Source organism: Leptospira abararensis (genome assembly GCF_016918735.1).
Lineage (GTDB): Bacteria > Spirochaetota > Leptospiria > Leptospirales > Leptospiraceae > Leptospira_A > Leptospira_A abararensis.
Genome location: NZ_JAFFPR010000019.1, coordinates 124,843 through 136,919 on the forward strand (window position 1 = coordinate 124,843; position 12,077 = coordinate 136,919).

Sequence of the window (12,077 nt, forward strand, 5' to 3'; positions counted from 1 at the left end):
TGATTACACTTCACCATACTGCAAAGTAGATACATCTTTTTCATTGAGTGGAACCATACTCGGACTTAGCACATCGGGAATGGTGTTAAAGACTAATACGGGAACGGAAGTTTCGATTTCCGCTGGTTCCACCAATTTTTCGATTCCTATTTCTCTTGGGTTTGGCGCTCGGTATACTCTTTCAATTGTTTCCCAACCTAGTGCGATCGTTTGTTTGGTTTATTCTGGGTGGGAGGGTATCGTTCCCGTAGGAATCTCTGGGATTCAAATTATTTGCCATACAACCACTGCAAAGAGAGTCTACGGTCAAAATGGATCTTTTACTTCAAATAACTTTGGATTAAACGCAAATTCTCTTTATACACCCTACCAAGCCTTAGCTGATGGAAGTGGGCTTTTGGTATCAGACTTTGGGAACAACCGTGTTTTGTTTTTTTCTGGAACTGATACCACAGCGTCTTCCGTTTATGGCCAAGTAGATTTATCCTCTTCGATGATGGGAACTTCCATTTCGGAGATCAATCGACCTCGCGGATTAACAAAGGACAAACAGGGATTGTATATTACGGATGCAGATAACAGTCGAGCTTTGTTTTTTGAGGGAACTAATAGTTTTGCCTCTCGAGTGTATGGACAACCTGATTTTATTTCTGCGTCACCAAACCAAGGAGGTGCTATCTCCCCTAACACTTTAGCAACACCATACGGGATCACAAGAGATGCCAGCGGTATATACATTGTAGACCAGGGAAACAATCGTGTTTTGTATTATCTGGATGGAAATACCACCCCTTCTCGAGTGTATGGACAGATTGATTTTTTATCTAGTAACACTGGAACCACAGAGACATCTCTAGTTTCTCCTGAAGGAGTTTCTGTCAGTTCCGAAGGTGTATACATCGCAGATACAGGAAACAACCGTGTTTTGTTTTATCCGGGAACTAGTACCATTGCGACTAGAGTGTATGGACAACCGGACTTTTTTTCTAGCTTACCGAATTATGGATCGATCGGAGCGGGAACCTTAAATTCACCCAAGTCTGTCCTCGCCTTTGGGGGAGATGTCTGGATTGCCGACAGTTCTAACAATCGAGTTCTTTTGTTTTCAGGGCTGAATACTATGGCTTCGAAAGTATTCGGGCAAAACGGAAGTTTTATTACTTCTTCTTCCAATGCTACTGCCACTACTTTTTTCCAACCGCAAGGGATTTCTATCGGTCAAGATGGTATTTATGTTGTAGATACTGATAACAATCGTGTGCTTGTGTTTTGAATCAAAATATCATTACCAGTGGGAGACTCTTGCAACCTCATGCCTATTGCATTCCTTTTGCTAATAATGTTAACTTCAGAAGAAAATTCGAACTACATCAATGAGATTATAGATTTTAAGGTATAATAAATGTCCAATCAATTTAAAAAAACAGCATTCGCCTATGAAACAGTTGTAGGTTTACAAGTTTCAAATGATGAACTTTACAGTAACTACCGAAAAGCAATGACACCTCTCTTGTTAAAGTATGAAGGAGGTTTTCGTTACGACTTTAAAATTCAAGAGACTCTGATTAGTGAAGATTCTAAGCAGATCAATCGATTGTTTTTGATTTTTTTTAGAACCAAAGAACTCAAGGATCTTTTTTTTAAAGACCCTGAATATTTAAAAATTAGAGAAACTTTTTTTACTCCATCGGTGGAAACATCTACGATCCTCTCTGAATATGAAAGATATGAATAGACCAAATTAAGATAGTAGCCTTTCGTATTCTTTATTTTTCCCCAGGCAAAATCTCCTCCAAAGCCATAGCTTCTAAAATCTTTCCCCCGCGTTCATTTAAATGGATGGCATCAGTTAGATAATAGTATCCATTGGATTCTCCAAGGTCATCCCAACTGGCTTTGGAAGAATAGTATTTTAAAATGGTCCAATACATTCCCCAAGTGCTTTGGATATAGGGTTTATGCGTTTTTGTAATGGACGTTTCTAATCCTTTGGATAGTGTTTCGTGTAATGGTTTGTAGATGGCTTTTTCTTTGGTAACCACTTCCTTTGTGAGTTCTGCAAATCGTTTGGATCTTTGGAAAGGGATGGAATTTGTATCCTCTCCTAAAACAGGAGGAGAAAAAACAATAAGCTTAGCTTTTGTGTCTTTTTTTATAGTTTGGATGATCTTTGTTAGATTTTTCACAAAACTTTCTTCTGTGACAGGTTCTTTCAATTTCCAAAGAGCCGCATAACGGTTGTATTCATCGGCTGAGAGAGTGGCTTTTAAATCATTTGTTCCAATCAGAAGGAATACATAATCTGGTTTCAGTTCTTTGAGATTGTCTAGTTGTTCTAGAATTTGAACTGTTAGGCGGCTATTAATTCCTTCGTTAATTACCTGATAACTTGTTAGGTTTGGATTTTTTGCGATAGATCCCACATAATCATAACTCACTCGACCATGGGTGATGCTATCTCCAAGAAATACAATTTTTGGTTGTTGGGTGGATTTAGATTCTAAGGCAGACTTTAGATTATTTGGGGGAACTTTCGTTGCCTGGAAAATTACGCAAGATTCAAAGAGGATAAAACAAAGGATCCAAAGTTTAGAAAGTGGTTTCATGTTGATTAATCCTAACAAAAAAAGAAAAGTAAAAAAGAAAAAATTAAAACAAAATTAAAAAATCCTTAGTTTTCCTCTAATATACAGGTTTTGCTACTTTCCTATTTCCGTTCCTCGGCCTGATGAATTCTATTTCTTTAAAGTATTTAAAAACCTTTCTAACCAGGGCCTAAGATCTTGGAACTGGGGTTTTTCATGTTTAAGTAACAACCGAAAGTATAGAGTGCCGTAGAGAATATCCATACAAACATCAATCTCCACATCGGAGAGTGGTCGGATTTGTTTCGATTCGATGGCGTGTTTGAAAAATTTTTTTGCTGCCTGCCTTCTGGGCAATAAATAGTTTTCTAAAATAGCTTCTGATAGTTCTACATCTTGTTGGCCTGCTCCAATCAGAGTAGAAATGACACGTCCAAATTTACCTGAGAAAACAACAGAAAGTGCTTCCATCTGATCAAGGAGGGCTTTATTTGGCCATCGCCTATAGATTGTCGTCTTCGCAACCCCAGTTTCCAAAACTATATGATCAATGGAAAAACCATGGTAACCCTTTTTTGCCAACATCTCATACGTTATTTTTAAGACTAAAGGTTCCAAATCTTCGGACCTGCGGCGGCCTCTAAAAAGTAATCGATTCCTTTGTTTGCGTAACTGCTTTTTGTTCTAACCAACTTGGGGAGTAATTGAGAATCCATTAACGAATAGGAAAGTAAATATCTGTAATGCGTTTATCGTCTAGTTTTTCTATAGGGTTCAAATAACACTCCCAAGGTGGTTGGTTTTTTAATTTGTATGAAGTGGTGCTCACATAATCATTCAAAATCCAATGGTAAATTTTGGGTAGATTGTGGTAACTTCCTTGGTAACGAATCTGTAAATACTTTCCTCCGGGAATGGATTGGATTCCAAATCCATCTGGGAGCGGTTTTTGTAATGAACCGACAGTAATTCCTAAATCAAATCTTATCTTCCCCTTGGGTGAAATTTCTGGATCATCTTGACTAATTCCTATCCATTTGTGGTTCGAGTTTGGGGAATTCCATTTTTGTAGTAACGACTGAATGGAAAAAACTTCCTTACTCCCAGGAAGTGGACCCGGAAGTTCTTCGTAACTCCCTATATGGCGGACAAAGACAATGGTAAAGGAAGATATGGTTTTGATTTGGAATCCATATTTAGAAATACCATCTGGGATTGTTTTGTGGTGACTTAGAGAAGGATTTTTTTTCTTTTGAAATTGTTTACGAAACTCTGATGGTGTGGAACCAATCACACGTTTGAAGGCTTTTGAAAATGATTCATGGGATAAAAATCCAGCCTCTATTGCAATTTCTAAAATAGGAAAGTTTGTAATCTTTAATTCATAGGCTGCCTTTTCTAAACGTAGTCTGCGAATGTATTCCTTAACATTTTCTCCTTGAATGGATTTAAACAAACGATGGAAGTGCCAGTCACTATAGCCGGTAAAAAAAGCAATTTGATTTAGGCCAATGGTTTCCTCTAATTGTTTTTCCATTTTGTTCCAAACAGGATAGAGATTTGGCTGATGTGGCAAGGGAAACCTCTTTTTACTTTCAAGAAGAAAGATCCAAAAGGTTTCTTAATTTGTCTTCTCTATTTTAGTTAGAATTACGCTCTTGGACAATATCAATTCCAATTCCATTCGGATCCACTAAAGTAAAATGGACATCTCCCCATTCCTCTGTTGTGAGTGTTAGGTCAATGGGAGCTTTGTTCTCCTTCATTTTTTCAAATTCTTTTGTTACATCTTTAGATTCGAAGATAAACCAAATTCCTTTTCCCTGATAGGAATTTTGGAAGTAAGGTTTTCTCACCTGTGGTTGGTTAGGTTTCATGATTGCTAACTCCATCTCAGGACGATTGGGTAAACAAAGTAATACAAACCATTCGGATTCGAATTTTGTTTCTAATCCTAACCATTTTTCATAAAAGACTTTTGTTTCTGCTAATTTTTCGGTGATGATTCCCGTTTGGATTTGTTGGAATGCCATATTCTCTCCTTATTATTTTTCTAGTATACAAGGGTTTCAAAACCAAACTGGATCATTTTTGCTATTTTTGGGCGCATCGCTTACGCGACCGGGCTCTGCGCTCCAATCTTTGCTTCGCAAAGGATTTACGCTGCGATCCCTTGCGCTTCTTTATAGAGCCGAAAAAAATACATTTCTACAAAGGCTTTGATGACAAGGGTAAGGATTGGACCAGATAACGGAAGTTTTATCATCAAAACCAATGTGCTAAAGTAAAAGAATAAAAATCCAAGATAAATCAATGGAGTGTATTCGAAAATTTCGGAAGGTTTGTTTTCTGTTCCGATCATAGATTGAAATGCCTTTACCATCATTTGGAATTGATTGTTTTTGGGAATTCCTGGTGTTCCCATGGCAAGCCAGGCCCAAGAATTCTTATCATTTTTGTAGGTTTGGTTTTTGAAAAATTCAAAAATCTTTGGTAGATAACGATACAGTGTAAATAGAAAAATTCCCCAAATATAATACTGTTCCTTTGGTTCTAGAGACTGGTAGAGATCAAAAAAAATGAAATTAGCATCCAGACCTCCGGTGGTGGCAACACTCAAAAACAATTCGATCATCATATAAAAGAAAAAATTAAACCCAATGAGTAGAGAGACGATACAAAGAAGTGCTATGAGAAGGATTGCACCAAAAAAAGGAACAAATATAAAATAGAATATTTTTCCAATGATAGGTTCTGGGATATCCAAATCTTGTAATCCCATTTCTTTACTCTGCTGGCCAGCTGCATAAATTGCCGTTGTTACGAGGCGAATCATTCCGTAGCCAAATACAAAATACAGTTCAGGATAAAGAGCGAGCATTATGTTCCTTGGTTCCGATGCAAAAATGAATAGACCAAATAATGGTGTTAGATCGGCAACAAAGTCAGTCCATTCTCTTTTTGTCCAAGGGAGTAAACTAAGTAGAAAGTTCTTCATGGTGAACAGAAGATAAGGAAATTACAAAAGAAATTCAAATCTATTTTTTAGTTTCCCTTGTTGTTCAAAGTCTCTCCCCACTTTTACCAAAACAAACTTTTCGTCTTTTTCTGGGAAAGTTTATGGGCCGCATTCACTAAACCTACATGACTGTAGGTCTGGGGAAAATTACCCCATTGATTGCCAGTAATGGATTCAATGTCTTCGCTAAATAAACCTAAATGATTTGCTCGTTCAGATACTTTGTTAAACAAAATAATTGCTTCGTCCAAGCGATCCATACATGCCAGAGTTTCGATATACCAAAAAGTACAAACCAAAAATGTAGTTTCTGGTTTCCCGAAATCATCATTATGTAGATATCGATATAAAAAACCTTCTTTCGTCTTTAGATTTTTCTCAATCGATGTTAAGTGAGATTTTGCTTTATCTGATTTTGGGTCCAGGTATCCTAAAGTGATCAGTTGTAATAAACTGGCATCAAGATCCTTTTTCCCGAAAGCCTGTGTATAACAACCTAAATCTGCATCAAAACATGATTCTATATTCATTTCTGCAGCTTTCATTAAAGATTCCGATTTTTTCTGAAGTTCAGATTCTCCAAGTTGAAGGAAAATTTCCCTGGCTGCTTTGGCACCGACCCAATGGAATAAAAAAGTATAACAGTGTTTCTGTGAAAAATTTCTGAATTCCCAAAGACCTGCATCGGGTTCTGAGATTGTAAATTCAATTTTGTCTAAAATATTTTTTAATAAATTTAGATTGTGAAATCTTTTTTTTTCTGGAATTCTTTCATCCAAATATAATGGCAATAAGGAAATTAAAATTTGCCCATATGCATCATTCTGTTTATGAGTATATGCTGAATTTCCAATTCGTACTGGTCGGTTACCCATATACCCATCTAAGTTTAGAATTTTTTCTTCTAAATTTGATTCACCGAAGATACTATATAATGGTTGATATCTACCGTCGATACTAGGGGTTAAATTACTTATGAATTGGGAATACATTTCTAATTCTTCAAATTGTCCCAAATTAGTTAATGCATATAATGTATAAAATCCGTCACGTAACCAGCAGAAACGGTAATCCCAATTACGCCCAGAGTTCGGAGCTTCGGGAAGACTTGTTGTGGAGGATGCTATGATCGCACCTGTGTCTTGGAATTGGTGGAGTTTTAAGCACAATGCAGATCGGATTTGTTGTTTTTGTGCAAAATTGGGAATTGTGCAATGTTTTACCCAGTTTTGCCAATAGATCTTTGTTTTTGTGAATTCTGATTCTATAAAATCTTCGATCGGATATTCTTCAAGTAGTGTTTCAAATAAACCAACATAAATGGTTTGGTTTAAATGGAAATAATTTTCCCGTGAAATTTGGTTTAAGGAAACATTGGATGAAATATGAATTTTAAATTCTGACCTTTCTAGTAGAATATGATCAGATAGAACTTTCGGAAAAATGATTTGGTCCCCATAATCATAAGTTGGTGAGATGATAATTTTTATTTTAACATCACCTTTTAGCGGAATGATTTTCCTATATAAATTTCGTTTGTATTGTAATTTCCCTTTTTCGTAGTATCTGGGTCCAAAGTCGATTACGGCAAAAGAACCTGAATCTGTATGGATTTCGGTTCGAAGTATATTTGTGTTTTCTAGATAAACTTGCGAAGTACTAATTAGTTTTGATTGCGGTATAAGGGAAAAGGTGCCGCATTTTTTATCAAGTAGGGAACCAAATATAGGGGAACTATCAAAGTTTGGCCAACATAACCAAACAATTTCGGCCTCTGTATTTATATGTGCGATATAACTTCCGTTTCCTATGATTCCGGAATTGTATTTATGTTGTTCCATTCTTTTTCCCTCTTAAAAAAAAGATTAGATTTTTTATCCACAAGCTAACATCATCGGGACTTCTGAATCGATATTTGGCGATCGTTTCGGATTTTCCAATTTTTACTGTGGTCACTGATTCGTTCATTTCGCGAAACATATCTTCATCCGTTGTATCATCACCAAATATAAATATATTTAACTCCTCACTTGGTAAAATTTTCAATGCGGCTTTACCTTTTCCGGTTCCATACTCGCGAACTTCAATGATTTTATTTCCTCTTTGGACAAAAAAACCGGTGTTTGCGGATACTTGAGAAAGTTCGTCTAACATTTCTCTGGCGGCATTTAGGCCAATGTCTGGGTCTGCATTCCTAAAATGCCAAACAAGTGAAAAATCCTTTTCTTCAGTAAATGATCCAGGAACGCGTTTCGTAAATTCATCTAAATGGTTTTTTATTTGAGATTTCCATTCACCAGAAGACGTGAATAAAGAGTTCCATGTTTTACTATTCGGTAGTTTGTGCCATGCTCCGTGTTCGGCGATCAATTGAATTGGCAATTTTCCAAAGTTAGTTTCTAAAAATAATTTATCTCGTCCGCTAATAATAGCGATGGAAACGTTCTCAAAATCTGATAACTCCTTTAGGTTTTCAATCAACTCTGGTTTTGGTGTCGCTAAATGTGGTAATGATTCAAAGTGAGTTAAGGTTCCATCATAATCGAATATGATAAATATTGGTTTTTTTATTTTAGGTAATAGTAAATCTGAAGTTGGGGGTATCGACTTTGTTTGGAAAGATAAATTCTTTTTGGCCGCATCCTCGGTTTCTAAAAAGATTTTTTCTGCCCAATTTTTCACAGAATTTTCAGACAGACGTTTTGTCATGATATGATTTCGGGTGCGAATTTCTTCTGGCAACATTTCAATGGCTTCTAAAATTGCTTCTGCCATACTTTTTAAGTCGCTGGGATTCACAAGGATAGCTTCTGGCAGTTCCGCCGAGGCGCCAGCCATTTCGCTCAAAACTAACATTCCACAGTCTTGTGATACCAAAAACTCTTTTGCAACAAGATTCATTCCATCTCGGAAAGGGGTGACCAACATTACATGTGTATTTTTGTAAAGGGGAACTAACTCCTCGAATGGAAAACCTTTGTATTGGTATAAAATGGGTGTCCAATCTAAAGTTCCATAACTTCCGTTTATCGCTCCAATCTTTTCATCAATGGCGCGCTTCATTGTCTGATAGGAGGAGACATCCGTTCTGGAAGGAACTAATACGAGAACCAGTTTACATTTGCGAATCCAATAGGGATTCTGTTTTAAAAAAAGTTCAAAAGCATTTAATCTCTGTAATACGCCTTTAGTGTAATCTAATCTGTCGACAGAAAGTATCTGTTTTAAATCTCTATGATTGGTGTTGAGGGAACTCGCTATTTTTTTGCAATCTTCTGATTGAGAATATTTTTGGAATTGTTCAACGTTAATTCCCATAGGGAATGCGCCTGTTTTTATGAGGTGGTTTTGAAAAAAAACAATTCCCCTTTCATTTTCAATTCCAAGGCATCTAAGTAGAGCCCTTAAAAAATATTGGGTATAACTTTGCGTATGGAATCCAATTAAATCTGCGCCAAGTAAACCATGTAAAATTTTTGTTCGAAATCTTTCTGGAAGTAAACGAAAGATTTCGAAAGTAGGAAACGGAATGTGTAAAAAGAAAGAAAGGAGAATGTTGGGAAATAGACTACGCAAAATACCAGGTAATAAAAAAAGGTGATAGTCATGGACCCATACCCAATCTCCCGGTTTGTAAATTTTGCTAATTACTTTTGCAAATTCTTCATTGGCTTCCGCATATGAATCAAATGTTGTATCAGAGTATTCACAATGTGCTGTGAAATAATGAAATAAAGGCCAAATCGTTTTATTACAAAACCCATTATAAAAAGAATCCGCTAACTTTTGTTTTAAAAAAACAGGAATTGTCCCATGTTCGTTTTCCATTCGTTTGGAATACGAACTTTGTTCTTTGTCCGCGATGGCTTTCCCCGGCCATCCTACCCATAGGACTTCATTTCCTAATGACTTCCAGTGTGTTAAAAAACTAGATAGGCCCGTTGCAAGTCCACCGACACTGGGAGTGCCATCCCATTGGACTGGTAACCGATTGGATACAAGTATCAGTCTCATGGTTTCAATTAGATCAAATCAAATTGAGATGACAAGGGCTTTCTTTAAAAAAATAATTTCGAGATCATTTTAAATTTATTGCATAAACGTATTAGACTATATTTAGCTTCGAATGTCTTTAGGAAAATTATCTAATGTTTATATATTCGATACAATGCACTATTCTGGAAAAGGAGCACGATCGATCAAATCTATAAAATTTGGACAGTTTGTGTCTGGCGTTTTGAGTATTGCTACTTCTGATAGAATAGTCCCTGTTACTGTTTTAGGGTTTTTCTGAATAAAACTTATCATATCATTTACTAAATTATTTTTTAAATTCAACCTCGGGTAAATCGTAAGAATTTTTTCTAAGTTGTTTTTGCCGATCCACCGAATTTGTGGTCCACCTACAACATCAAAAAGGATTCCGGCTGCTGCGTTGGCAATTTCCGCTTGTTTTCGGAAGGCAATTTCAAAGGAAGTATGTAAGGCTATTCCATCCCAAACAACATCACACTTACTTTTTTCTAATCCATTTTTCCTTAAGAATTCTGATGCCAAATCGGCACCTAATACTTCAAATCGACTTTTTTGAGTGTTATGATGACACAATCCTAGATCATGCAATGCCGTTGTACAAAATAAAATTTCCTTATCTATGGTATTGTTTTTACTTTCAGAGATTAGAGCAGAATAGGCATGACTTCTTAAACAATGATTTGTGAGGTATTCAGGTTGTGTGTCATTTAAATACTCTAAAATTCGATTACAGAGTTCACTATCTGGTATAAAGGGATGATGTTTCATTTGGCATCCTCACATGAAATTGTATATGGTGTTTTTCTTAACATTGGCAAACCAGAGAAAGGTGATTTTAAGAATTGTTTGAATGTTTCGAACCAGACAATGAATCGAAAATTTCGATATGGAAAAACTTTTCTAAGTTGTTTCAAATATTGTTTATCAATCCCATGTAGGCGCCAGCCAGGAAAATCGATTAAATCCGCTTTACGAAAGGATTCTACAATTCTGAAATGAGGTCCTCGATAAATTTTAAGCAGATGATGATTAAATAAAGTCAGTGATGCTATGTCTGATAAATCTTCTAAACCAACCAATTTTAGATATTCAATCATCTTTTGATTACTGGTGTTTAAATAATCCCAGTTTTTATTGATAAAGTATTCGCTGTCGTGAAATGCAGAAGTGATTGCCAGTAGCCGAAACAGTTCTGGATTTCTGGAATCATCCAAACCAGAAAGTTTTAGACATAAGTTCCAAACGCGGTAAACGTGAAATTTATAATCGATTAGATTCCTATTTGATTGTTTTTCCCATGATTGGAATAGGGATTCTATATCTTCCTGAACTTCGAAAACTTTTTCTACATTCTCTGTTAAAATCATATTGAAATTATAACTGAATGGTTTTAATTTTCAATTGTCAGGAATGACAAAAATATGGTCAAAAGTGTCAAATGAATCAATTGGTAACTGTCCAGATATTTTTATATGAAAATTTTTTATTAACATCTGCCGTATCATTTTTTGATACAATAATGATTGCTAATCGTATATCCGAAGCATCCTTTCGTAGTCGGTGGCGATGGAATCCAGAATTCGTTTCAGTGAAAGGAGGTGAAATACAGTCTTCCAGTGGAATCAAGTTGAAATCAAAAGTATTCCGTAAAACCATAAAAGGTGCTATTTTGTTTGTTCCTGGATTAGATCATTTATATCCAAAAGATATTTTAAATCAATTACCAAAACTCTCGCGAGAGATTCAAACTTTAAAAAGAATTGATACTCAAATGTATGTTAGTTGTTCTTCTGGTTATTTACTAGCAGAAGCAGGGGTTCTAAATTCAAAATCAGTTGCATCCAGTTGGTGGTTACATTCCGATTTTGCAAATCGATATCCTGATGTAAATTTACTAATGGATAAACTTTTAGTTTCAGACAAAAACATAACCACTTCTGGAGGAGCATTTAGTTCCATTGATTTGGCTCTGCGGGCAATCTCAGATACCTCTAAGGAAATTCTTTCAAAATCGGTTGCCAATTTTTTGGCTGTAGATCCTAAAAGGCAGCTACAATCTCCTTACAGTCAGTGGTTACATATATCACAAGAGCCATGGCTACTTGCATTGGAAGCAAAAGTTTTAAAGGATTTATCTCATCCTTGGCAAATTGAAGATTTGGCAAAACTAGCAGAAATGCACCCCAGAACTTTTTTTCGAAAAATGAAAGAAGAAATGAGGCTGACTCCTAAGAAATATTTGGAAAAGTTAAGAATACAAAAGGCAAAACAGATGTTAACTCAAAAAAATTTTAAAATTTCAGACTTATGTTTTCATTGTGGGTATGAAGACCTCTCTCACTTCCAAAAGGTATTTAAAAAAAATGTAGGTATGGGCCCAGGAGAATATAGAAATCGTTTTTATGGTTCTGAATAAGACTTTTCCATTATTTGCAAAC

12 protein-coding genes are annotated in these 12,077 nt (G+C 35.9%); 3 read left to right on the plus strand and 9 right to left on the minus strand.

Annotated features, from left to right (window positions below):
* The first annotated feature begins 43 nt into the window (after positions 1-43).
* Together JWG40_RS06325 and JWG40_RS06330 are read left to right on the plus strand one after the other, a co-directional pair.
* Positions 44-1,273, plus strand: a complete 1,230-nt coding sequence (locus JWG40_RS06325) for an NHL repeat-containing protein (RefSeq protein WP_232369217.1) — start codon at positions 44-46, stop codon at positions 1,271-1,273.
* 129 nt (positions 1,274-1,402) lie between these two features.
* A complete protein-coding gene (locus tag JWG40_RS06330) occupies positions 1,403-1,735 on the plus strand; it encodes a DUF1330 domain-containing protein (RefSeq protein WP_205285000.1) in 333 nt (110 codons plus the stop codon).
* A 31-nt stretch (positions 1,736-1,766) separates the two neighbouring features.
* Here the strand turns inward: JWG40_RS06330 and JWG40_RS06335 are convergent, their stop codons facing one another.
* From JWG40_RS06335 to JWG40_RS06375, 9 genes are all read right to left on the minus strand, one after another.
* Positions 1,767-2,606 (minus strand): SGNH/GDSL hydrolase family protein, encoded by an 840-nt coding sequence (locus JWG40_RS06335; protein ID WP_205285001.1) that lies wholly within the window; start codon positions 2,604-2,606, stop codon positions 1,767-1,769.
* Between the two features lie 129 nt (positions 2,607-2,735).
* Complete coding sequence (locus tag JWG40_RS06340; protein ID WP_232369218.1) at positions 2,736-3,170, minus strand: TetR/AcrR family transcriptional regulator; 435 nt, start codon at positions 3,168-3,170, stop codon at positions 2,736-2,738.
* A gap of 130 nt (positions 3,171-3,300) precedes the next feature.
* The gene (locus JWG40_RS06345; protein WP_205285003.1) at positions 3,301-4,122 is read right to left on the minus strand and encodes an AraC family transcriptional regulator; all 822 of its coding nucleotides are present in this window, start codon (positions 4,120-4,122) and stop codon (positions 3,301-3,303) included.
* Between the two features lie 103 nt (positions 4,123-4,225).
* A complete protein-coding gene (locus JWG40_RS06350; RefSeq protein WP_205285004.1) occupies positions 4,226-4,618 on the minus strand; it encodes a VOC family protein in 393 nt (130 codons plus the stop codon).
* A gap of 125 nt (positions 4,619-4,743) precedes the next feature.
* Positions 4,744-5,583 carry a hypothetical protein gene (locus tag JWG40_RS06355; protein WP_205285005.1) on the minus strand — a complete coding sequence of 280 codons (840 nt, stop codon included), beginning with the start codon at positions 5,581-5,583 and terminating at the stop codon, positions 4,744-4,746.
* Positions 5,584-5,666: 83 nt separating this feature from the next.
* Entirely contained in the window at positions 5,667-7,445 is a 1,779-nt protein-coding gene (locus JWG40_RS06360) for a glycoside hydrolase family 15 protein (protein ID WP_205285006.1), read from the minus strand.
* Complete coding sequence (locus tag JWG40_RS06365; protein WP_205285007.1) at positions 7,432-9,618, minus strand: bifunctional alpha,alpha-trehalose-phosphate synthase (UDP-forming)/trehalose-phosphatase; 2,187 nt, start codon at positions 9,616-9,618, stop codon at positions 7,432-7,434. The genes JWG40_RS06360 and JWG40_RS06365 overlap by 14 nt, the downstream gene beginning before the upstream one ends.
* Positions 9,619-9,777: 159 nt before the next feature.
* Entirely contained in the window at positions 9,778-10,407 is a 630-nt protein-coding gene (locus tag JWG40_RS06370) for an HD domain-containing protein (RefSeq protein WP_205285008.1), read from the minus strand.
* A complete protein-coding gene (locus tag JWG40_RS06375; RefSeq protein WP_205285009.1) occupies positions 10,404-11,006 on the minus strand; it encodes a hypothetical protein in 603 nt (200 codons plus the stop codon). Before JWG40_RS06375 ends, JWG40_RS06370 begins: the two co-directional genes overlap by 4 nt.
* A 71-nt stretch (positions 11,007-11,077) precedes the next feature.
* Here JWG40_RS06375 and JWG40_RS06380 point away from each other — a divergent pair, with 71 nt between their 5' ends.
* Positions 11,078-12,055: a GlxA family transcriptional regulator gene (locus JWG40_RS06380; RefSeq protein WP_205285010.1), complete on the plus strand. Its 978-nt coding sequence runs from the start codon at positions 11,078-11,080 to the stop codon at positions 12,053-12,055.
* Positions 12,056-12,077 lie beyond the last annotated feature (22 nt).